Below are 21,573 nucleotides of genomic sequence, written 5' to 3'. Positions count from 1 at the left end.
CAAGGAAGCCCCATGGACGCACAGAGCTACAACACCGCGCTCGCCGACCTGCGCACCCTGCGGGCCCAGATCAAAAAGACCCAGGCGGCGCTGGCAAAGCTAGAAACCGACAGAGACAAGCAGATCGTCCAACTGGCCTCCTACGAGAAAGCCAAAGCGGAGCGGATCGCCCCGGCGGCCGGGCTGAGCGTGGCCGACGTCGTCGCCATCGCTCCTGCCCTGGCCCCAGACAGCCTCACCGAAGAGACCAGCGCCCCAGTGCCGCCCCCGGCTCACGCTTCAGGCGCACCCTCCACTGAAGCCGAGCCCGGACCGGCCGCGCAGTCCGCAGCGGTGGCGCCCGCACGGCGCGCCACGCCGCCTGAGCCTGCCCCAGCGGTCACCGCCGCACCGGATGCGCCAGGAATCTTGCCGTCCATCCCCGAAGGAGAGACGGGCGATGCCTGGTTCACCCACACCCCTGGTCTGGCCTCCACCCGGCCCAACTTCACCCAGCAGGCCCGCTCCACTGTCTTCCTGGACACCAGCACCGGCGTCCTGGTCCACCGCAACCAGACCCACCACCTCGACCTCGGCAGCAGGTCGGCCGCCGACATCCTCACCGCCGTCTTCCACGCCATTCCCGAAGGCGTAGAGCGGATCTACATCACGGCCGGCGACCCCTGGCACCGCAACGCAGACCGCTACCCCTACCTGCGCGACGCGGTCGCCGCCTGGCTGAACGCCCCCACGCCAGGCTGGCACACCGACACCGGCCGCGGCCGCGACCGGACGGCCGGACACTTCGTCCACGCCCGCAACCCCGTCGGCCGGTACCAGCGCGACAACGGCGACCAGCACATCGAGATCCGTTCCGTAGGAGAGTGGTTCGACGTCAACGGCGACGACCCCGCCACCATCCGGGACGCCTTCGTCCTGCTGTGGCAGGCCCTGCGCCGTCACTGGCCCGACGCGGTCATCATGGGTTCCCCCTCCCAGACCGGCCGCGACCTGTGGACCCGCACCATCCCGCAGCGCGGCCAGTACGCCGACGGCTTCCCCGTCCTGTCGCAGGAGCTGCGCGGTCTGCTGCACGCCACCGCAGGACAAGGCCGCAACGAGCTGATCACCCCGCCCCGCGTGCCCGAGCAGCTGCCTCAGCTCGTCGAGTACGACCGTACCTTCGCCTACGCCAAACACACCTGGAAGTCCCCGGTCGGCACCCCCCGCCGCATCACTGCCGCCACCTTCGCCGCCTGGTCGGACAAGGAGCAGATGCGCGCCCTCTACGGGTGCGGGCACTGGCAGGTGCGTGTGACGGTCCCCGACACTTGGAACCATGTCGGCCTCCTCCCAGCACCTGCCCCCGGAGACCGCGCCTGGCACTACCCAGCCGCACCTGGCGCCACGTTCACCACCTGGGTTGGCGGCCCAGAAATCCACACCGCCCTGACCAACCCCCTCCAGCCGTGGAAGATCGAAATCCTCGACGGCATTCTGTGGGACGACGGCAAACCCCTTGACGACTGGGCCAAGAAGCTCAAGGAGACCTGGACCAACCTCTCCGCCCAGGCCCACTTCCAGGGCGACGCTCAGCAGGCCCGCGCCGCTCACCTCGCCTCCCGCGCCGTGCGCTCCATCCTCCTGTACGGCATCGGCTCCTTCGCTCAACGTCCCCGCATGGTCACCGGCACCACCCCCCGAACTCTGGAACGCGACGTGCCCGCGGACGCCGAGATCATCGGCTTCGACGACGAACTGATCACCTGGCAAAAGCCCACCGGCTTCGCCCTGGACCCCAACGCCCACCCTGAATGGGCTGCCGCGATCTGGTCCGGCGCCCGCGCCGCCCTGCTCACCCAACGCCACCGCGACGACGACATCTACGCTGGCGCCCTGCACATCCCGCCCGGCACCGTCGTTGCCTTCCGCACCGACGCCCTCTACCTCACCCAGCCCCAGAACTGGCCCCACCACCACCAGCCCGGCGACTACCTCCTCAAAGGCCAGCTCACCGGACCTCTGCCCGCCCCCACCACCGAAGAAGAACTCCTGACCCTGCGAGACGCCGGACGCGCCGCCCTCACCGCCACCGGCCAGGAGGCCTGATGCCGCCCCGTCGACGCCGCAACCGCCCGAGAAACCAGAGAGGGTTGAACGAAGCGGCACGCCTTGCCGACCGCCTCCAACAGGCCGGCTACACCAAACGTGACATCGCCCGCATCATCAACCGCGACCCCTCCCTCGTCTCGCAGTTCTACACCCGGAACAAAGGCGCCGCCTTCGTCACCGCCCTACGCGAAGTCCTCACCGCCGTCGAAGTCGGAGGCATCACCGACCTGCCCGAACTCGCCGCCATCGCCGCCCGCCACACCCACCGCCGCACGACCGCGACTGGCGCCCCCGCCCGGGTGCGCACCAAAGCCGTCCTGATCACCCCCACCGGCACCGGCGCCGGCCGCGTCGGCGTCCAGGCCATCGCCTCCGGCTCCACCCGCCTGCGCCCCCTGATCGCCGAAGCCGCCCGGCGCGGCCTGCGCCTGGCCTTCACCGTCCGCCTCGCCAAGACCGGCTACCTCCACCCCTCCGGCAGCCGCACCGACTCACCCGGTATCCGCCGCAACATCATCCAACGCGCCGACCACACCGAAGAACGCTCCTATGGCTCCGGCCCCACCGGCGGCTTTGATGCCGCCGAGTTCGCCCGCCGCGTCGACGCCGCCGCCGGCGACGTGACCGCCGCCGTACGCCAGTGGCTCGTGGAAACCGGACGCATCCGTGCAGACGCACAGATCAGTCACCTCGAAGTCCGCACCTGGCGCGCACGCTGACCTACTCGGCAGCGGCGCGCGGACTGTAGCGGGCGACCTTGCCGCCGCACGCGCGCCAAGGACCAGCGCTGAGCGATCCTGGTCCCGGCGTCGGTGCCGTTCGTTCTGGACATGGCTTAGCCCCGGCGACTTGACCGAGGTCAGCGGTCCACCGGGGCTTTCGACTCAAGAGTACTGTCCCGGCGCCGCTCTGGCTGGAGGGACTTTCCTTTAACGCTCTGATCACTTGGTTTAAGGAAAACGCGTCGTCCACGCGCCGCGGCCGCCGCCCGGGTGAGGGGCGAGGCCGCCCCGGCGGATTCTGGAGGATCGTTCCGCAGGGGCAACCGGTTCGGGTGGGTCGGGCCGCGTTGGCGGGCACCGGCGCCAGGTTTTGTGCGGTTCGGGTGATGAGGTCGGCGGCCTGGTCGACGTCGGTGGCGGTGGTGGTGCGGCCGAGGCTGAGCCGGAGGGTTGCGCGGGCCTGCTCGCGAGTGAGTCCGATCGCGGTAAGGACGTGGGAGGGTTCGCCGCTTCCGGTGTTGCAGGCCGAGCCGGTGGAGGCGGCGATGCCGGAGAGGCGGTCAAGGAGGTGGTGGCCTCGATGCCTGGAAGGGTGAGGCTGAGGTTTCCGGGCAGTCGCCGGTGTGGATGAACGTTGACGCTGGCGCCGGGGATCGCCGGGGATCGCCGTCAGGGGGCGGTCTTGGGGCCGGTCGCGCAGGGCCCGGATGCACGGTGGGGGTGGGACGGCGTCGGTGGTGATGAGGTGGGCGGCGACGCCGAAGCCGACGATCGCGGGGACCTTGGGAGTGTCAGCTCGTAGTCCGCCGGTCTGCTGAGCGGTAATGCGGAGGCCGCCGTGGATGTAGAGGGCGCTTCGGAGGGGCTCCTTGCCGCCACAGCGGCTCGTCACCGGCGTCCCCGCGGCGGAAGCGGGCGGCGGGTCTGCCCGCCGGAGGGGACGGCCCGCTGCTGCGGCGGGGTGGTGGGCAAGGCAGTGACGCCCAGTGCGGCGTCCCTCGCGGTGAGGGCATCATCCCGTTCGGCCAGGGCCGGCCTCGGCCCGTTCCCTCGCCAACTGCTCGATCACGACCGGGTAGGTGCAGCCTGGCTGATTATGCGGCGAGCGGCCCGGATCAAGCTGGTGTTGCCCTCGCCAGGGGGTCTCGTGAATGGCTCGATCAACCCGATCAAGAAAGAGTCGCCTGAACCGCCTGCGACATCTTGCCCGGCCATCTGCGATCGCCGTGGCGAGGGTGCGCTCTCCAACGGTGCTACTTGGCTTGCTTGGACTGTGCCTCGTCCTGGGCCGGTGTGGTGGTCTACTCGGATGTGTTGGGGGCGGTGTAGTAGACGGAGGTGCCCTGTTTGGCCCGCTGGGCCTGGTTCTTGGCCACGAGTCCCTCGAGGGTGGTGCGCACGACGGTGGTCTTGATGCGGCGCTCGGGATGGGCCTTGTCGAGTGCGGTGGCGACTTCGGCCGCGGAGCGCGGTTCGCTCTGCTGGGTGAGGAGACTGCGGACGAGTTCGACGAGCGTGGGCTGGCTCGGGCTCGCCTTCGCGGCTGCGTTCTTGTCCGTGGTCTTCTCGGCCGCTGACTTCTTGCTGGTCGTGGCGCCCTGGGTGCCAGCTGCCTTCTTCGCTCGCGTCCGCTTGCCGGCTCCGGGCTCAGGCGAGGTCTTCTTGCGCGGAGTAGGTACCGCGGCGCCGTCCGGCTTGGCTGCAGGCTGAACCGGCGCCGGCGCAGTGCCAAGCGCTTGCTGCACGTTGACCAGAACAGACTCGTCATGCTGCAGGGCGGCCAGATGCTCCTGCAGCGCGGAGATCTCCGCACTGATACGTTCCTGCTCCGTTGCGTTGCGTTCGAGGTCGCTGGTCACCTGTGCGGCGTACTGCGATGTGAGTTCAGTGCCGACAGCAGTGGTTTCGGACATGAGTTGACCTTTCTTTCGTTTCCTGGCCGGGCGTGCAGCACCTATGGCGTGAGCGTAGAGAGCCAAGCGCCTGTGTTCTTGGGCTGGGATCCAAGGGGCAGTGGACATGATTGCTGCGTGTAGCCCGGCGTAGAGATAGTACGGGTGGGTGAAGTCTGTTGTTCCTCTTGAGTGATGTCTTTTCCTCAACTTGAGCTTCATAGTTCCGTGGAGTGACGCTGCACGGGGCCTGGACTGGGGGTCGGTCGGTCGGCGAGGGAGGTGCCACAGGACTTCGTCCGTGTCTTGGTTGTGATGCCAGGCGGCCAGGGTGCGGCTGTGTGTCAGCCGGTCCAGCAGTTCCGCGGTTTGGTGGGATGAGTGTCTGCACAGCCGGGCGAGGACATCCATATCGGTGCTGTGGTGGGTTTGGGTAGAGGTGTGTGCGGCCAGCACGAGCGCGGTCAGTCGCAGGGCATAGGGTGCGGTGGGCGGCACGAGCAGCGGCGCGGCGCGCAGTGTCCAGTGCGCGGCGCGGCGGCGTGCGCTGCGACCGGGAGCCTGGTCCAGGACCGCGGCATCCAGCAGCCGCACCTTCAAGGAGGCTGGTCTGAGGTCAGGCATCTCGAGCCAGTCGCAGAGCGCACTGCAGGGCCAGCAGCCTGGCGGCAGGTGAGGTGAACCGGGGCAGCACGGCGCCGAGGTAGGTGAGCATCTCCCGGACTCGCACACCCTGGTCGAACCCGAACTCGGGCCTGTTGCGTGGGGGAGTCGACGGGCAACGAGGAGGGCGTGGCGGGTAAGGGCCGACCAGGGCGTCCAGCATGATGGCGGTATGACTCGTCGTCGTTGCGCAGGCCGCACACGTGTCGGCCAGCCGCCAGGTGCGGCCGCCGCGGTTGCGGGTGAGGGTGAGCAGTACTGGTCCCGCGCATCCGCGATACCGCGGATGCCAGCAGCAGCCCTGCGCCCGGCACTGGCAGGTGCGCAGATGCCCCAGCAGTACATTGGCGCGGGCGTGGCAGGCCAGATGCGCCAGCGCGGCGGATTGCGCAGAGCTCGCCGGAAGGGGAGGGGTGTGGTGTGGGCGGTGCAGTGAGGGCAGACGAGACTTTGGTCCGCCGCCCGCGGGCGGAGCTCCACCGTCCAGATACGCCGCACCAGGGCATGCACGCTGGCCAGCCTCATCGGCCCGTCGTCCTCCCGTCCGTCCGTGGCCCTCATGGCGGATGCCCTAAACGAGGGCGTCCGGCACGGCTGCACGCTAGGGGGGGCACGGGCGCGTACTACCAGCGCCAACCGTCTGACTGATCAGTTGGCTTCGTAACCCCCGAGCTACCGCGAGGCCGTGTCCTCACGCGCCTACCTCACCGCGATCACCCGATCAGGCCTCTTGTTCGACCCGGCAATCCTGTCGATCGGTAGCGGATGGCTTCTCAGCAGTTGGGGTCAATGCGGTGGGGTGGGTGTTGATCCAGGAGAGGCCGCCGAGGTCGAGTCGGTGGCGGGCGCGGGTGACGGCGACGTAGGCGAGGCGGGCGTCGGTGTCGTTGACGGGTTCCGGGATGGGGCGGCCCTGACTGTCATGCTGGTCGGTGTCCTTGGGCGGGGGGAAGTCATCGGCGATCTTGACGGTGGTCCATTCGCGGCCTTTGGCGGTGTGGGCGGTGGTGACGGTGACATCGGCGTGGTCTTCGCTGGTGAGTTGGTCGACGGAGGTGAGGATGGCGCCGGGGCCGTGGGTGTCGACGAGGTCGACGAAGGGCTGGAGGTCGCCTCCGGCGGGGTCGTGTGCGGCGTAGTCCTGCAGTTCGCCCCAGGAGGGGAAGAGGACGAGTTCGGGGTGGGTCGTGCGGCGGCCGTCCTTGAGATCGCGGGCCGCGAGGGCGAGCGCGGCCAGTTGCTGTCCTCCGCGGGCGAGTGCGACGCGGTGGCCAGCAGCGAGCAGGCGCATGACTTCGGCCATGGCGCCGATGTTGGTGCGGCACAGTACCGCGCCCGGGCGATTGAGGCTGCCGACTTCGGTGGGAATGGTCTCGGTGCCGGTCAGGCGGATGGGGGCATCAGCGAGCCTGAGCCACCGGTTGGCCTCTTCGGCGATCAGGGGGCCGAAGCGGAAGGAACGGGTCAGGGTGAGGGGGGTGGCGTCGAAGCCGGTCATCACGTCGCGGGCGCCGCGCCAGCCGTAGATGGCCTGAGCGGAGTCGCCGACCATGACGAGCTGGGCATGGTCGCGCTGGGCGGCGAAGACTTCTTCCAGGACCGGGTTGGTGTCCTGGGCCTCGTCGAGGAAGAGGAAGTCGGCTTCGATCGTCGGCCCGCTCAGGGCCCACATTTTCAGGTAGTGGTCGTGTTCGAAACGGACCACGCCCTGGTCGGGGTTGTGCAGGTCGGCCCAGGCCTTGGTGGCGAACGGCACGACTTTGTTGACGAGTTGGGCGTGAGCGCCGGGTGTGTCCAGGCCGCGCAGGTGTGGCACATGGTGGGCGGCCAGGGTGCGGTCGGCTGAGTGGCAGTAGCGGGTGACGGTGCGCAGCACGGTGTGGGAGAGCGCCCGGGGGCTGATCTCGTGAGCGCCAATGCGGACCGGACGGGTGATGCCGAGCGCCTGGCCGGCCTTCCACGCAGGCTGTCGGGGACTGTTGAGCCGGCGGGAGTAGCGGTGACCGACGGCGGCGAAGGCCGTGGCATGGGCGGTCTTGCACAGCACCGTGCGGGGGAAGCGTGCGGCGGCGTCCTGGGCGATGCTCTTGTTGAAGGCGAGGTAACGGCCGCGGCGGCGGGTGCCGGCGGCGAGCAGGCCGAGCGTGCTGGTCTTCCCTGTCCCGGCGCCGGCCTGCAGGACGAGATGGTGACCGGCCCGGAAAACGTCAGCAGCATGCGCCTGTTCGTCGGTGGGTGTGTGCAACAAGGGCTCCGCGAAAGAGAAGAGAAGCGTCGGGGGAGTGGGGACAGCGGTCTTCGCTGCCGTCTCGGCAGGGCGCAGCTTTCAGGATGGGTTCACGGCGCTGCCGGGATGCGGTGGTGATGCCGACCGGGCAGAGCGCGGGCCGCGCAGGCCAGGACTTCTTCGAGTGTGTGGTGGGCGAGCCGGTTCTCCAGGCGCCGGGTGCGTTCCTGCTCATGCCGGGCAAGGCCCGCGGTCACGCACTGGCTGAGCACATCCTGCGGCCGCTGCCCTAGGGCGCAGGGCGGCGTCGACTGAGTGGCTGAGAGCGATGTTGAGCAGTACCTGGCCGCTGCGGTCCGGGTAGTGCGTGGTCAGGATGTCGATCGGCAACCGCGTGCCGAGCTGGCGTCGCAGCGCGTGCAGGACACCGTCGGGGCTGCGTGCGCTCTGGACAGCCATCAGCCGGGTACGGTCCGCGTTGGCGGCCAGCCGGGCCCTTTCCCGGGCGTGCCGGAGCTCGCTGCGGGTGGCGGGCCTGGTCAGGGTGATCTCGACGGCATGGAAGGGCGTCATGGGCGGGCTTCCTGGTGTGTCCTGCCCGCAGGGTCAGGGCGTCGGGCGCGGGCGGGCAGGCGGTTATGGATGTGCTCGTGGTGGCGCAGCGGGTCGAAGGGCTCCCAGTCAGCCACCGCCAGGTCGGCGACCGTGGGGATCGCGGCATGCTGCAGGCAGCGCTGGGCGCGCCACCGCAGCTGCTCGGCGTACGGGATGCCGCTGAGGTCGTAGACCGCCATGACCGCAGCGGGCAGGGCCAGCTGATCGCTCACAGCGGTGGCCGGAACCAGCCTCCAGACGCCAGCCGGGCTATCGGGGGAGAGGAGAGTACTGGAGCAACGCTGGCGGCGCCGGGTCTGGGCGACGCACTGGATCTCGTCCACCGGGCGGGCGGCCAGGCAGCGCACGTATAGCAGTTGCACGATGGGGCGGACCGGGCGGCAGAGCGCCGAACCTCCTTCCTGGGGTGCCGGGCCGCCCGGTCCAGCCGAGGGAGGGGTGAAGACGCCAGCGTCGATCAGGCGGCGGGTGTTCACCGCCAGAGCCCGGCGCAGCCCGGCCACCTCGGGAGGAGGCGCGGGAGCCTCCCGGGCGGGGCAGACGACGGCGTGCGGCAGGCGGCACCAGCTACTGCCGTCCCCCGCCGGGTAGGCAACGCCGGAGCTGACGTGCCATCGGCACACGGCCGGTACCCAGGCAGCCGGCAGCTCGCGGGGATGGAGGCGGACGGTCCGCTGACTGCCGCGGCGGTACCACTCGATCCGGTTGCCGCACTCGCGGCACCGGTCGCTGTGGCCACAGCGCAGCAGCCGGCTGACGCCGCCGGGGGTGACCTGCAGGGAACGGCGCACACGCTGGGCGATCGGACTGCCGTCCCAGTGCCGGGCCGCGCAAGGTGGTGTAGAGCGCATGCGGGCGAACCTGTCAGCCAACACGCCGGATCCACGACAGCAGCGCTGACATGTCGCCTGGTCGGCCTCATGTGCTGCGACTGGCGTGCGAACGTGTGATCGCACGTTCTATACGTTTCGCCGGTTCGAGTGGTCTGCAGCCGCCGCCTGTGCGGAGTGTCAGTCCCGGGACGAACCGGGCAGGTCATGCCCGCGGCACAGGGTGCTGAACAACTCGTCGAACGGGGTATCCAAGGCGTGGGCCAGAGCGTGCCAGGTCTTCAGCGCGCCGATGGTGCGCCCCTGCTCGATCTCGATGAGAGTGCGCCTGGCCAGGCCGCTGCGGGCGGCGAGCTCGTCGTAGCTCCACCCGCGCGCGGCCCGCAGACGCGCGAGCTCCAACCGCAGCGCATCGAGGTCCGGATCGGGCGGAAAGATCGTCACCTGCCCATCCGACGGTGCAGACCCCCGCCCTGTCAGTGCAGACCTCTGCCCTATTTGCCCAGGTGGCATCGACTGCGGCAGGGCAGACCTCTGCACTACGGTGGACGGCCACCCCCACAACCGAAGACGCAATCGGCGCAGAAACAGCAGGAGGAACATGCGCTCATGACGCTGCGCACAACATGCCCGGCGACACCACGCGCCTGGACCGTGGAACTGCACCCGCATGCCAACGGGCTCGTCCTCGTATGCCGGCATTGCCTACACGGCAGCACGCGCATCACCACGGCCTCCGCCCGTTCAGCCGCTCTGGCCCACCTCGCACGGCACGCACGCGGCGACCTCCGCCCACCACACCTGCGCATCTGCCAATGTCACGAACGAGGCTGCCGCTGGCACCCCCGCCACCGCGGCTGCGCCGGCCCCATCCGACTCCTACTTGCACGCGAACACGGCGGACGGCTCTGGCGACTCGCCGACGCCTGCACCGCCTGCGCCGCAGCAACAGCACACGCCGCCGTCGTGCCCGACACAGCCCTCGCCCGCGCACCACTGCAGCCTGCAAGCGGCCGCCGACACAGACGCCGCCTCAAGGGCCCAGGCGAACAGGTACGGGTCCGCGAAATGCTCAGCTACCTGGCCGCGGCACTGCCAGCGAGCACCTCGGCCGCCGCACGCCTGCTGGCTCTGCAATGCGCCCTCCGCATGAACGCCAAAATGGAAGCTCGGCTGTCCAAAGGCGTGCTGCGCAGCCTCCGCCTCAACACCACCCCAGGCCTATGGCGCGAACTGGACCACGCACGATGGCTGTATCCACTCCCTGAAAGCACGGCCAACGAGATCGTTGTCGCACTACTCGACGCCACGCTGCTTGGCCAAGCCCCAGCCCGCCCCGACCGAATGCGCGCGGCAGACTGGGCACTGCGCGCCTCCACAGCAGGAGCAACCGGCCCAGTGCCGCGACTGGCGTACCTCTACCTCGCGGCACACACCGATCCGGAAGTCGGTAGCGGCCTGTGCGAGCTCGACCAGATAGCACGCGCCTGCGGTATCTCGCCTTCTGCACTGCCCAACACCTTGAGTCAACTGGCATCAACCGGATTGCTGAAAACTGGGCGAGTCCGCCCGGATTCAGAAGACCTGCACTGGATCCTCCACGCCTTGTCGTAATCTGCAGGGCAACCACCCGCCCGGCAACCGACAGACGACCGCATACAGAGCGGTCGACCACCTCATTGAGTGCGCGTACCGGTTCGCCCAGTCCTGCAGATGGCTCGCCTAGCCGTCGAACAGGCCGTCGGCATCTAGCTGCCCGCGATGGCTGACGCTTTGTGGGCGACGTGGTACGACAGGCCGTCGCCGCCGGTCACGAGCCCGGGTGCCGCGCCGCAGACCCTCACCTCGTACGGCATGCTGGCGCGGGTCGTGAGCGGGGATGCCGACATCGAGCCGCTTCGCGCCCTCGAGCACGAGGACGGCGACGCGACGCAGGCGGGAGGAGGGCACGGGAAACAGGGGCCACAGGCCTTCTTCGCCCGCTCGAGGGGACGTCACGTGTCCGGGTCCGGGACGTGGCGGGTGAAGGCGCGCCGGTAAGCGGTCGGCGTGGTGTTGAGCGCGCGCCGGAAATGCAGTCGCAGGTTGGCGGCCGAGCCCAGGCCGGAGTCGTGCGCCACCAGGTCGATGGACTGGTCGGTGGTCTCGAGGAGTTCGCGTGCCAGGCCGAGCCGGGCGCCCGCCAGCCACTGCAGTGGCGTCGTGCCCGTCTCCTCGACGAACCGGCGCATGAGGGAACGTTCGGATATGCCGGCGTGGCGGGCGAGTTGGGTCACGGTGAGTGGCTGCGTGAGGCGTTCCAGAGCCCAGGCTCGGGTGTCGGCGAGCGAGCACGTACAGGGAGTCGCGCGGGATGCCGGCCACGACTTTCCCGCCCAGCCCGGCCGCCTGGTCGTTGATCATGTTCAGCCACGTCGCCCCCTCGCCTCCCGAAGGACCGGGGATTCGGACGTGTGTACACCGACGGCACGGGACGGCGAACCGCATGTCGTCCACAGAGGCCGCCAGGCCGCCGCTCCACGCCCGGGTGAGCGGGATGGACGCCTGGTGGTCGATCAGGGTCGCGTTCGCCGCCCGGTACGTCGCCAGCCGCAGATACGTCTGGTCGACGTGGGACAGGCGCCCCACGAGGAATTCTCTACTGGCTATGGACGGACGGAACCTGTTCACTTACTGTCTAGACATGCCTGGACAGGTACACAAGCATCATCACATCGCCCGCGTCCTCGCCGACGAGATCCGAGCCGGCGTGCACACCGACGGCAGCAGACTCCCGGGGGAGCACGCGCTCACCCAACGCTTCGGCGTCAGCCGCACCACCCTGCGGCAGGCACTTCAGGTGCTCGGTGAGGAAGGGCTCATCTCCACCCACGCCGGGATCGGCTCCTTCATCACCTTCGAGGGAACGCCGCTCGACAATCGACTCGGCTGGACCAGGGCCCTGGCCGAGCAGGGCACCGAACTGACGACCGAGACTCTCCGCTTCGATGAGGTGACCGACCGTGAGCTGGCCGTCGAGCTGGGACTCGAATCGAGCGCGTTCATCGCCTTGGACCGGGTCAGACGGCTCGCCGACGGGCAGGGCGTGTCGCTCGAGCACAGCAGAGTCCCGGCCACCGGGGACCTGGCCGGGCTGCCCGAACGCGGCCTCGACGGTGGGTCACTGAGCCGGGCGCTGATCGCTGCGGGCCGTATCACCGACTCCGGCGAGGGCGTGGTGTCGGTGCGCGGGCTCGACGCGGCGGAGGCCGCCGTCCTGCATCGCTCGACCGGCGAGTCCTTCCTGCGGCTGACCCAGGTGTACCGGGCGGCCGACGGCTCGGTCGTCGAGCAGGTCACCAGCCTGCTCGACCCCGCCAAATTCGAACTGCACGTACGCTCGGGCCGAGGAGGCCGACTGTGACCGACTCACTCGACCGCGCCCTGGGTGCCTACTACGGACTCGCCCTCGGTGACGCTCTCGGCATGCCCACTCAGGTGATGTCCAGGGAGGATGTCGTCCGGGTCTACGGCACCCTCACCGGCTTCGAGCCCGCCCGCCCCGACAATCCGGTCAGCGCGGGCATGCCAGCCGGGTCCGTCACCGACGACACCGACCAGGCCGTCATCGTCGGCCGGCTGATCGACGAGGGCCGCGGCCGTATCGACCCGCTCCGCCTCGCCCATGAACTGCTCAACTGGGAGAAGGAGATGAAGGCCAAGGGTTCCTTCGATCTCCTCGGCCCGTCCACCAAGGCCGCTCTGGACGCGGTGGCCCGTGGTGTCCCGACTCAGGAAGCGGGCAGGAACGGCACGACCAACGGCGCAGCCATGCGTGTCACCCCGGTCGGAATCGCCTTCACCGCCGAGCCGCTGGAGGCCTTCCTGGACCATGTCGTGGAGTCCTGCCAAGTCACCCACGACACCAGCATCGGCATCGCGGGCGCGGCCGCAGTCGCCGCTGCCGTCAGCACAGGCGTCGGCGGCGGCTCGCTGGGCGAAGCCGTGGCCGCCGCGGTGGCCGCGGCGCGGGCCGGTGCGCGGCGCGGGCACTGGATCGCCGGCGCCGACATCGCGTCCCGGATCGAGTGGACACAGGACCTCGTGCGGGATCTCCCGGAGGCTGAGGCCCTGGACCGTATCGTCGCGCTCGTCGGCACCAGCGTCGCAAGCCAGGAGTCGGTGCCCGCCGCGTTCGCGGTACTCGCCGTGGCCGACGGCGATCCCTGGCGCGCCGCCTTGCTGGCCGCCAACCTCGGCGGCGACAGCGACACCATCGGGGCGATCGCCGGTGCGGTCGCCGGGTCAGTCACCGGGCTCTCGGGGCTGCCCGCCGAGGCCGTCCGCACGCTCCGGACCGTCAACTCCCTCGACTTGGAAGCTCTGACCGCCCGGCTGCTCACCCTCCGCTGAGCCGCCCAGAACCCGGAGCCGGGCACGGACCCCGAGTTCCCGCCGCTTCGCCCAGCACACGCAGACCTCCCCCTCTCCCTCCCCACCTGCCACTCCGCACCCTGCAAGGAGGTTCCGTCATGGCCGTTTCGAAGACGAACGATCGCGTCGGTGCCATTGAGACAAGAGGGATCGAACCGGTCCCCGACAACGAGCGGCACGGCCAGGCCGGCCAGATGTTCTGGACCTGGTTCGCCGCCAACATCAGCATCCTCGGTCTCCCGCTCGGCGCGATACTCGTCGCCTTCCGCGGCCTGAACATCTGGCAGGCGGCCCTCGTCGCCGTCGTCGGTTCCTTCGGTTCGTTCGCGCTGGTGGGAGCCCTGAGCCTGGCTGGCAAGAAGGGCGGCGCGCCCGCGCTCACCCTCTCCCGCGCGGTCTTCGGACAGCGGGGCAACACGGGACCGACCTTGATCACCTGGCTGAGCCGGGTCGGCTGGGAGACGATCACCACCACGACCGCGGCGTACGCGCTGCTGGCGCTGCTGCACACCGTGTTCGGGGTCGGCCAGAACACCGTGCTCACGCTCGTCTGTCTGCTGGTCTTCATCGGCTGCACACTGCTCATCAGTGGACTCGGCCATGCCACCATCATGTGGATCAACAAGTGGGCCACGGTCGTCTTCGGCGTCCTCAACCTGGTCGTTATGGGTTTCCTCGTCGCCACCGTCGACTGGTCCAAGGTCCTCGACGCCCCGGCGGGGCCGACCAGCGGGGCGATCGCGGGTGTCGGCTTCATCGCCGCGGGCACCGGGATCGGCTGGGCCAACGCCGGGGCGGACTACGCCCGTTACCTGCCCCGCGAGATACCCGGCCGCCGACTGATCGGGGCCTCCGCGTTCGGCGCGGGCATCCCTCTCGTGCTGCTGATCTCGCTCGGCTCGCTGCTCTCAGCGGGCGACCGGTCGCTCGCCACCTCCTCCGACCCGGTCGCCGCCATCAACGCGATGCTGCCCTCCTGGATGGCGATCCCCTACCTCGTCGCGGCCTTCGGCGGGCTGCTGATGTCGAACCACCTTTCCACCTACTCCGCCGGGCTGACGATGATCACCCTGGGGCTGCGGGTGCCGCGCGCCGCCGCCGTCGCCCTCGACGTGGTGCTGATGTTCGTCGGCGGTATCTACTTCATGCTGATCGCCGACGACTTCTACGGGCCCTTCTCGACATTCCTGACCCTGCTGGCCGTACCCATCTCGGCATGGATCGGAGTGATCGCGGTGGACTCCCTGCGCGGGCGTACGTACGACCCCGAGGCGCTGATGGACACCACCCCGACCAGCCGGTACTGGTACTCGGGCGGATTCCGTGTGCCCGCCGTCCTCGGCTGGGCCGCCGCCATCGTGGCCGGCCTGCTCTTCACCAAGGCCTCGACGAGCGAGACCGACGTCTGGTTCGCGGGCCCGCTCTCCGGCACCTGGTTCGGTGTGAACGGTCTCGGCTGGGCGATCTCCATGGCCGTCGGCGCCGCGGTGTACGCGCTGTTCAGCCGTCGTGCCAGCGCCCTCACGGGCAACGGGAACGAATCCACTTCACCTGCTCTTCAGGGGGCCGGACAGTGAACGGCCGTCTCGTCCTCGCCGGGAACGTCATCGCCGATCTGGTGATCGAGGTCCCCGCGCTGCCCGAACGCGGTGGCGACGTCATGGGCACCCGTACCGAAACGACCGCCGGCGGCGGTTTCAACACCCTGGTCGCGGCCCGCCGCCTCGGCACGGAAGCGGTATTCGCCGGGCTGCACGGCACCGGACCGTACGGCGATCTCGTACGCGAGGCGCTCGCCACAGAGGGCATCAAAACGCTGCTGCCCGCCCGTACAGACGGCGACACCGGCTTCACCGTGGCCCTGATCGACAGCGGTGGCGAACGCACTTTCGTCACCAGCTTCGGAGTCGAGACCACCCTGACGCCGTCGGACATCGGCACGGTTGCCGCAGGGTTGCGTCCCGGTGATCTGCTGCAACTTTCCGGCTATGGGCTGGTGCTACCGGGCAATGGCCCGCTGCTGTCCGGCTTCACGGCCGCTCTCCCGGCGGACATCACCGTCTGCCTCGACCCGGCACCCCTGGTGGCCGACATCCCCGAGGACGTTCTCGCGCCGGTCCTCGCCCGTACCAACTGGCTCAGCGTCAACGCCCGCGAGGCCCGTCTGATGTCCGGGCACGAGGATCCGCGGGCCGCGGTGGCGGCACTACGGGACCGGCTGGCCCCAGGCGCGGGCGTGCTCGTACGGGCCGACAAGCACGGCTGTTGGCTGGCGGCGCCCGGCCAGGCACCGACGCATGTGCCGGGGTTCCCGGTCGACGCGGTGGACAGCAACGGCGCGGGAGACGCCCATGTCGGTTCGTTCCTGGCCCTGCTCGGCCAAGGCCACGACCCGCTGACGGCCGCCCGCGGCGCCAACGCGGCGGCGGCCTACGCGGTGGGCCGCCGCGGCCCCGCCACCGCGCCGGACCGAGCGGCTCTGGCGGCGTTCCTGAGGGAGGACCCCCTCGCGAAGCGACTGTTTGGCGCCGAAAGCCTCTAAAGGCCCGAACGGGCGTACGCATAGAGTGTGATCCAGATACGCGCCAAAGGGGCAACGAGTTGATCTTGAGGCCCTTGGAGGCCCCGGCCCTTCCCTCGTTCGGCTCAGTGTCGTTGGCGGTGATGTTGTTGTCGGCTGGGGCCGGGGTGGGTTGTGCCCTCGATCGAGCGGACCGCGTATCCGCGGTTCAAGCGGCTGATCACCGCGCATGAGCTGCATCTGTTCTTCTCGCCGACTCGCGATGAGTTGAAGTGGGCGGCTGAGGCGACCTCGAAGCAGGTTCGGAGCACCGGCGAAAACCCGCACCGTCCGCCACCCCACGGACCATCACCCAAAGGACTGACGTCATGAAGCTCCGCCCGACCCGCGCCGCGGCCACTCTGATCTGCGCCATGGCTGCCACCACCGCACTGGGCACCACCGCCCTCGCCGCTCAGTCCGCCGGCCGGCACCTGCCCAGGTCGTCGCCGGCTGGTCCGGCGCCTGGAACGGCACCGATCCCAATGCGCTCGGCTCGCTGTTCACCCCCGACGGCACATACACCGACCAGGGCGTAGGCGTCACCTTCCATGGCCGTCAGGAGATCGCCGGCTGGAAGGCCCGCACCGACGGCCTCATCGACAACGTCCACGTCACCGTGCACGCCGCCCACCGCGACGGCCGCCACATCACCATCGAGGGCATCTACGCCGGCCACATCGAGGGCGCACCCAAGCCCTTCGCCGTGCCAGTGGCCACCCTGCTCGACACCGACCGCCGCCGTATCACTGCCGAACAGGACTTCTACAGCCTGGGCGCCGTCCTTGCCCAGTCCGGCCTCCCCGCCGACTGGACCCCGCCCCCCTGACCGACAAGCCCCCACAGCCGGCAGCACCCCCGGAACGCGCCCAGCAGCTGGAAAGCGGCCGGGCCGGCCGGATGATGGCGCTGAGGCGTGCTCGAGACGCAACGCCCTACTCGTGAGCGGGCTGCCCTGCGTTCACGTTCGTGTCCGGAGTCGAATGGGCGGCGTGCCCGGAGTCGCCAACTCTGGTTCGGGTCGGGCGGGCATGAACGCCGGTCGGCGGGGGAGAGGCGGGGACGGCTCCTGCGCTCGCGTCGCCTGCGGAGGTGGCTGGTGCCGTCGGAGCCCGGTCTGCCGGGGGCCCGGGAGAGGCTGCGGCAGGAGGTCGAGCGGGTGCCGTTCGCTGCGATACCGGCCGAGACCATAGCGGAATGAGATCCGGGCACCATCGCGGAGAGCTCCGCGGCCGGCCCGGACGGTGACCGGCCCGCCGTTCACCGTGCTCACTCGTCGAGCGATGCCGGGCAGTGCGCTGCACCCGGATCGGCGGAGAGCTCGATCAACACATCCAGCCTCCGCCCCGCCTCCTGAAGCTCGGCAACAGTCGCGGAGATGCGAGCACGTTCAGCGCGCAAGCGCTCGAGCATCTCCGGTCCCGCGTACTTGGCCTCGATACAGGGCAGGAAGGCCGCGATCACACGGCTGCCGAGCCCGGCGGCGTAGAGCTGCTGGATCAGCCGCACTCGGTCGACCGCAGACTCCGGATAGAGCCGCTGGCCACTCGGCGCGCGCTCGGAGCTGAGAATGCCCTGCTCCTCGTAGTAGCGCAGCGCGCGCGTGCTCACCTTGGACCTGCCGGCCAGTTCACCGATCCGCATGATGCGCCTCCTCCCGCTCCGCCCCGATCACCGGCGCCCGTCGCCGCACATGATTTGCCTTTGACGTCAACGTCAGGTTTTAGCGTAGTCGACACAGGGGCGGCTGCGACCGCCTCGGTCATGAAACGAGAGGAATCACCATGGATGTCACCGGCTCGATCGCACTCGTCACCGGAGCCAATCGCGGTATCGGCCGTCGCTTCGTCGACGAACTGCTCGCGCGCGGCGCCGCGAAGGTCTACGCGACAGCCCGCCGCCCCGAGCGGATCGAGGTCCGCGACCCGCGGGTCGAGGTGCTGCGCCTCGACCTCCTCGACGCGCAGTCAGTAACGGAAGCGGCTGCCGCGGCCCCCGACGTCACCCTGCTCGTCAACAACGCCGGTATCGCGACGCGCGCGAACCTGCTGACCGGCGACCTCGACACGATCCGGCTGGAACTGGACACACACTTCTTCGGAACCCTCGGCGTGATCCGCGCGTTCGCACCTGTTCTCGCATCGAACGGCGGGGGAGCGATCGTGAACATCCTGTCGGTACTGTCGTGGGCCGCCTCCGAGCAATCGGGCGCCTACTCCGTGGCCAAGGCCGCCGAGTGGAACATGACAAACGGCCTCCGCCTCGAACTCGCCGGCCAGAAGACCCTGGTGCAGGGCGTGCACCTCGGAGCCGCCGACACCGACATCATGGCCGGCTACGACGTCCCGAAGATCGACCCGGCCGACGTCGCCCGAGCCAGCCTCGACGGCGTGCAGTCCGGTGCGATCGAGGTGCTGGTCGATGCCGCGAGCCGCTATGTAAAGGCCTCACTTGCCGCAGACCCCGCACAGTTCTACGCCCAGTCGACAGGGAACTGACCTGCACCCCGGCGAGCCGGGGACTGCGGTGGTCGCGCGGATCGCCGCTGTTCGGCCATGTCGCCGTTTCCGTCCGGCAAGGGCTTCGGCACCGGGGTGCCGTCCTCGACAACACCGAGGATGCGAATTCCCTTGCCATCGTCGGCGAGGGCATGGCGGGCGGCAAGTACGAGCAGAACCTCAACGACATGGACCCGGGACCGGCCGCGGCGAAGGCCAAGGAGTACCCGGACGCGATCGTCGACATCAAGACCGCGCACTACGAGGGGCCGGAGTGGACGGCCGTCGACAACTCCGTCAAGGCGGGCGACGAGGCAGGCATTCCAGTGATGGTCGGCTTCGGCGCCAACTGCCCGGAGCGCCCGCTGAAGACGCTGCTCACCGAGAAACTCCGCCCCGGCGACATCTACTCCCACGCCTACTCCGGGCTGCGCGGCGAACTGGGCCAGGACGGCAAGCTCAACCCGGGCATGCGGAAAGGCCGTGACCGTGGCGTGCTGTTCGACGTGGGCCACGGCGGCGGCAGCTTCGCGTGGGACGTCGCCGTCCCGTGGATGAAGGAGGGCTGAGGCTGATCCTTTGGAGTGGACACCCTGACAATGGATCTTGATGGTCCAGGGAGGGATGTCCAGGTGGGACGCAAGTCTCCGTATCCGGAGGAGTTCAGGAAGGACGCGGTCGCGCTCTACCGCGCTGCGGCCGGGAAGCGGACGTACGCGGCGGTGGCCGCGGACCTCGGCATCACCGCGGAGTCGCTGCGGACGTGGGTCCGCAAGGACGAGGCCCAGGCGGCGCCCGGGCGCCGTGACGCGGGCGGGAGCGAGGCGGAGGAGCTGGCCCGGCTGCGGGCAGAGAACGCCCGGCTGCTCAAGGCCGAAAAGGAGTGGCACCTGGAGCGCGAGATCCTGCGCCGGGCAGCCGCCTATTTCGCTCGAGAGGTGAAGTGAGCCCCCGCCGCTGGGACTTCATCTCCGACAACCGCGCCGACTTCGGCGTCAAGCGGATCTGCCGGGTGCTCGGGGCATTCCGCGCCGGCTACTACCGGCACCTGGCCACCGCGCAGGCCCGCGTCGAGCGCCAGGCCGAGGAGAAACGGACCGTGAGCGAGATCCGCGCCGTCCACGCCGAGCACCATGGCGCCTACGGCGCCCCGCGTGTCCATGCCGAGCTGCGTGCGCGGGGGCGGAGGATCAATCGCAAGCGCGTCACCCGGCTGATGCGAATCAACCACATCGTCGGCCGGCACCTGCGGAAGAAGAAGCGGACGGCGATCGCGGACAGGACCGCGCCGCCCGCACCAGACCTGGTGATGCGCGACTTCACCGCGGACACGCTGAACACCAGGTGGTGCGGAGACATCACGTACATAGCCGTCGGCACGACGTGGCTCTACCTCGCCACGGTGATCGACATCTGCTCGAGGAAGGTGGTGGGCTGGTCGATTGCCGACCACATGCGCACCTCGCTGGTCACCGACGCGATTGAGATGGCCGTGGCCGCCCGCGGCAGCCGGGTCCGCGGCGTCGTTTTCCACACCGACAGGGGCGCCCAATACAGCGCGGCCGCCTTCGCCGAGGTGTGCCGCCAGCACGGCATCCGGCGCAGCATGGGCCAGGTCGGCTCGAGCTATGACAATGCCCTCGCCGAGTCGTTCTTCCAGGGCCTCAAGCGCGAGTTGCTCCACGGGAGGCGCTGGACCTCGAAGGCACAGACGCGGCTCGAGCTGTTCCGCTGGCTGTCGTACTACAACCGGCGCCGTCGGCATTCCGCGCTCGGCTACCTCACACCAGCCGAGTTCGAACTGCAACTGATCACGTCACGTACGCTGTCACTCGCCGCATGAAACCCGGTGTCCACTCCCGGGGATCAACCTCAATCGGTGATCTCGCCCTCCAGGGCGGACTCCAGCACCCGCTTCGTCAGCTGCTGCAACAGCCCTCCCTCTCCGGTCAGCTGCAGCCCGTCGGACCGGGCACGGTCGACCAGCATCGCGATCAACTGCTCGTCCGACACCGACTCCGCAGTCGACTCGACGGCCGGCTCCTCCACGGCCGAGTCCTCGGTAATGGTCTCGTTCATCAGGCGTCTCCTTGATCATCGGATCCGCCGTTGATTAGACACTCCCCGGCAACCTTTCCGTGGGTGTGCCGGCTGACCTCGCGGTGTTCACCCTTGAGAAGGGCAAGTTCGGGTTCGTGGACAGCTTCGGCTACCGCCTCAACGGCAACCGGAAGCTGTCCACCGAACTGACGGTCCGCGCCGGGAGGTGGTGTGGGACCTGAACGGCAAGACGGAGTGCAGCATCGGTGAATTCCTTAACGGCTTCACAATCCATGCCGTGTTTAGCTGCGTGTGGCGCGCCATGCGGGCGCGAGCGTGGGAGGAAGACATGCGAGTGCTGATCGTCGAGGATGAATTGCTTCTGGCGGAAGCGATCCAGACGGGGTTGCGTCGAGCGAGTATCGCGGCTGACGTGGTGCACGACGGCGACACGGCCCTGGAACACGTCTTGGTCAATGATTACGACGTGGTCGTCCTCGACCGTGACATCCCGGGAACGCACGGCGATGACGTGTGTGCGCGCATCGTCGTCGAACGCCCACGCACCCGGGTGCTGATGCTGACGGCGGCGCGAACCCTCGACGACAAGGTCACCGGCTTCGAACGGGGCGCCGACGACTACGTTGCGAAACCATTTGACTTTCCGGAACTTGTGTTGCGGTTGCGTGCCCTTGAGCGACGAAACCAGCCGGCGGCGCCCCCGTCGCTGGAGGCAGCCGGTGTCAGGCTCGATTCGTTCCGACAGGAGGTGTATCGGAACGGGCGGCAGGTGCGCCTCAGCCGGAAGGAGTTCGCCGTCCTGGAACAGCTCATGCGGGCTGGCGGCGGCGTACTCAGCGCCGAACGGCTGCTCGAGAAGGCCTGGGACGTGAATGCCGACCCGTTCACGAACACGATCCGCGTGACCATCTCCACCCTCCGCAAGAAGCTCGGCAAACCGTGGGTGATCCAGACCGTCCCCGGCAGCGGCTACCGATTCGACGGTCCCCATGACTGAACTG

General features: G+C 69.3%; 19 protein-coding genes and 4 pseudogenes. 13 read left to right on the top strand and 10 right to left on the bottom strand.

Annotated features, from left to right (window positions below; genetic code table 11):
- Positions 1 to 12 precede the first annotated feature (12 nt).
- Both ACWC91_RS36565 and ACWC91_RS36560 read left to right on the top strand, forming a co-directional pair.
- A complete protein-coding gene (locus ACWC91_RS36565) occupies positions 13 to 2,088 on the top strand; it encodes a hypothetical protein (protein WP_450640833.1) in 2,076 nt (691 codons plus the stop codon).
- Complete coding sequence (locus tag ACWC91_RS36560) at positions 2,088 to 2,810, top strand: helix-turn-helix domain containing protein (protein ID WP_281155323.1); 723 nt, start codon at positions 2,088 to 2,090, stop codon at positions 2,808 to 2,810. The genes ACWC91_RS36565 and ACWC91_RS36560 overlap by 1 nt, the downstream gene beginning before the upstream one ends.
- Positions 2,811 to 4,114: 1,304 nt before the next feature.
- On the opposite strand, the gene ACWC91_RS36555 is transcribed toward ACWC91_RS36560, so the two are convergent.
- The 5 genes from ACWC91_RS36555 to ACWC91_RS36535 all read right to left on the bottom strand — a co-directional run bounded on the left by ACWC91_RS36555 (position 4,115) and on the right by ACWC91_RS36535 (position 9,484).
- Positions 4,115 to 4,726 (bottom strand): hypothetical protein, encoded by a 612-nt coding sequence (locus ACWC91_RS36555; protein ID WP_281155325.1) that lies wholly within the window; start codon positions 4,724 to 4,726, stop codon positions 4,115 to 4,117.
- Positions 4,727 to 6,089: 1,363 nt separating this feature from the next.
- Positions 6,090 to 7,613, bottom strand: coding sequence for a UvrD-helicase domain-containing protein (locus ACWC91_RS36550; RefSeq protein ID WP_281155326.1), 1,524 nt, complete (start codon positions 7,611 to 7,613; stop codon positions 6,090 to 6,092).
- A 213-nt stretch (positions 7,614 to 7,826) separates the two neighbouring features.
- Entirely contained in the window at positions 7,827 to 8,168 is a 342-nt protein-coding gene (locus ACWC91_RS36545; RefSeq protein ID WP_281155327.1) for a hypothetical protein, read from the bottom strand.
- On the bottom strand, positions 8,165 to 9,001 hold the full coding sequence (locus ACWC91_RS36540) for a DUF6083 domain-containing protein (protein WP_348638491.1): 837 nt from the start codon (positions 8,999 to 9,001) through the stop codon (positions 8,165 to 8,167). Before ACWC91_RS36540 ends, ACWC91_RS36545 begins: the two co-directional genes overlap by 4 nt.
- A gap of 219 nt (positions 9,002 to 9,220) precedes the next feature.
- Positions 9,221 to 9,484 (bottom strand): helix-turn-helix transcriptional regulator, encoded by a 264-nt coding sequence (locus ACWC91_RS36535; RefSeq protein ID WP_281155329.1) that lies wholly within the window; start codon positions 9,482 to 9,484, stop codon positions 9,221 to 9,223.
- A 624-nt stretch (positions 9,485 to 10,108) separates the two neighbouring features.
- Here ACWC91_RS36535 and ACWC91_RS36530 point away from each other — a divergent pair.
- Complete coding sequence (locus ACWC91_RS36530; RefSeq protein ID WP_281155330.1) at positions 10,109 to 10,654, top strand: hypothetical protein; 546 nt, start codon at positions 10,109 to 10,111, stop codon at positions 10,652 to 10,654.
- A gap of 143 nt (positions 10,655 to 10,797) precedes the next feature.
- On the opposite strand, the pseudogene ACWC91_RS36525 reads toward ACWC91_RS36530, so the two are convergent.
- The 3 pseudogenes from ACWC91_RS36525 to ACWC91_RS36515 form a co-directional block, all read right to left on the bottom strand.
- Positions 10,798 to 10,990: pseudogene (locus tag ACWC91_RS36525) on the bottom strand (AraC family transcriptional regulator); the annotation flags it as partial.
- Positions 10,991 to 11,034: 44 nt separating this feature from the next.
- A pseudogene (locus ACWC91_RS36520) lies at positions 11,035 to 11,370 on the bottom strand (helix-turn-helix domain-containing protein); the annotation flags it as partial.
- Positions 11,371 to 11,428: 58 nt separating this feature from the next.
- Positions 11,429 to 11,668, bottom strand: a pseudogene (locus ACWC91_RS36515) (Tn3 family transposase); the annotation flags it as partial.
- 55 nt (positions 11,669 to 11,723) lie between these two features.
- Here ACWC91_RS36515 and ACWC91_RS36510 point away from each other — a divergent pair.
- The 5 genes from ACWC91_RS36510 (at position 11,724) to ACWC91_RS36490 (ending at position 16,842) form a co-directional block, all read left to right on the top strand.
- A complete protein-coding gene (locus ACWC91_RS36510) occupies positions 11,724 to 12,443 on the top strand; it encodes a GntR family transcriptional regulator (protein ID WP_281155331.1) in 720 nt (239 codons plus the stop codon).
- On the top strand, positions 12,440 to 13,432 hold the full coding sequence (locus tag ACWC91_RS36505; RefSeq protein WP_281155332.1) for an ADP-ribosylglycohydrolase family protein: 993 nt from the start codon (positions 12,440 to 12,442) through the stop codon (positions 13,430 to 13,432). Before ACWC91_RS36510 ends, ACWC91_RS36505 begins: the two co-directional genes overlap by 4 nt.
- Positions 13,433 to 13,551: 119 nt before the next feature.
- On the top strand, positions 13,552 to 15,030 hold the full coding sequence (locus ACWC91_RS36500) for a purine-cytosine permease family protein (RefSeq protein WP_281155333.1): 1,479 nt from the start codon (positions 13,552 to 13,554) through the stop codon (positions 15,028 to 15,030).
- Positions 15,027 to 15,995 (top strand): PfkB family carbohydrate kinase, encoded by a 969-nt coding sequence (locus tag ACWC91_RS36495; protein WP_281155334.1) that lies wholly within the window; start codon positions 15,027 to 15,029, stop codon positions 15,993 to 15,995. Before ACWC91_RS36500 ends, ACWC91_RS36495 begins: the two co-directional genes overlap by 4 nt.
- Before the next feature lie 385 nt (positions 15,996 to 16,380).
- Positions 16,381 to 16,842 (top strand): nuclear transport factor 2 family protein, encoded by a 462-nt coding sequence (locus tag ACWC91_RS36490; RefSeq protein ID WP_281155348.1) that lies wholly within the window; start codon positions 16,381 to 16,383, stop codon positions 16,840 to 16,842.
- A 440-nt stretch (positions 16,843 to 17,282) separates the two neighbouring features.
- Here ACWC91_RS36490 and ACWC91_RS36485 read toward each other — a convergent pair whose 3' ends face one another.
- The gene (locus tag ACWC91_RS36485) at positions 17,283 to 17,657 is read right to left on the bottom strand and encodes a MerR family transcriptional regulator (RefSeq protein ID WP_281155335.1); all 375 of its coding nucleotides are present in this window, start codon (positions 17,655 to 17,657) and stop codon (positions 17,283 to 17,285) included.
- Between the two features lie 140 nt (positions 17,658 to 17,797).
- On the opposite strand from ACWC91_RS36485, the gene ACWC91_RS36480 reads away from it, so the two are divergent.
- From ACWC91_RS36480 to ACWC91_RS36470, 3 genes are all read left to right on the top strand, one after another.
- Complete coding sequence (locus tag ACWC91_RS36480; RefSeq protein ID WP_225080261.1) at positions 17,798 to 18,511, top strand: SDR family oxidoreductase; 714 nt, start codon at positions 17,798 to 17,800, stop codon at positions 18,509 to 18,511.
- A 152-nt stretch (positions 18,512 to 18,663) separates the two neighbouring features.
- Positions 18,664 to 19,080 (top strand): amidohydrolase family protein, encoded by a 417-nt coding sequence (locus ACWC91_RS36475; protein WP_281155336.1) that lies wholly within the window; start codon positions 18,664 to 18,666, stop codon positions 19,078 to 19,080.
- A 63-nt stretch (positions 19,081 to 19,143) separates the two neighbouring features.
- Positions 19,144 to 20,354, top strand: a protein-coding gene (locus ACWC91_RS36470; RefSeq protein ID WP_450640838.1) for an IS3 family transposase whose coding sequence is annotated in 2 segments (ribosomal slippage) — positions 19,144 to 19,387 and positions 19,387 to 20,354 — 1,212 coding nt in all. Because the reading frame shifts where the segments join, the coding sequence is not laid out codon by codon here.
- Positions 20,355 to 20,386: 32 nt separating this feature from the next.
- Here ACWC91_RS36470 and ACWC91_RS36465 read toward each other — a convergent pair.
- Positions 20,387 to 20,590: pseudogene (locus ACWC91_RS36465) on the bottom strand (IS256 family transposase); the annotation flags it as partial.
- 65 nt (positions 20,591 to 20,655) lie between these two features.
- Here ACWC91_RS36465 and ACWC91_RS36460 point away from each other — a divergent pair.
- Together ACWC91_RS36460 and ACWC91_RS36455 are read left to right on the top strand one after the other, a co-directional pair.
- Positions 20,656 to 20,793, top strand: a complete 138-nt coding sequence (locus tag ACWC91_RS36460) for a hypothetical protein (protein ID WP_281155339.1) — start codon at positions 20,656 to 20,658, stop codon at positions 20,791 to 20,793.
- Between the two features lie 107 nt (positions 20,794 to 20,900).
- The gene (locus ACWC91_RS36455) at positions 20,901 to 21,569 is read left to right on the top strand and encodes a response regulator transcription factor (RefSeq protein ID WP_281155349.1); all 669 of its coding nucleotides are present in this window, start codon (positions 20,901 to 20,903) and stop codon (positions 21,567 to 21,569) included.
- The last annotated feature ends 4 nt before the right edge of the window (positions 21,570 to 21,573 follow it).

It is taken from the genome of Streptomyces sp. NPDC001204, assembly GCF_053598035.1.
This window is presented reverse-complemented; position numbering and strand designations above follow the sequence as displayed.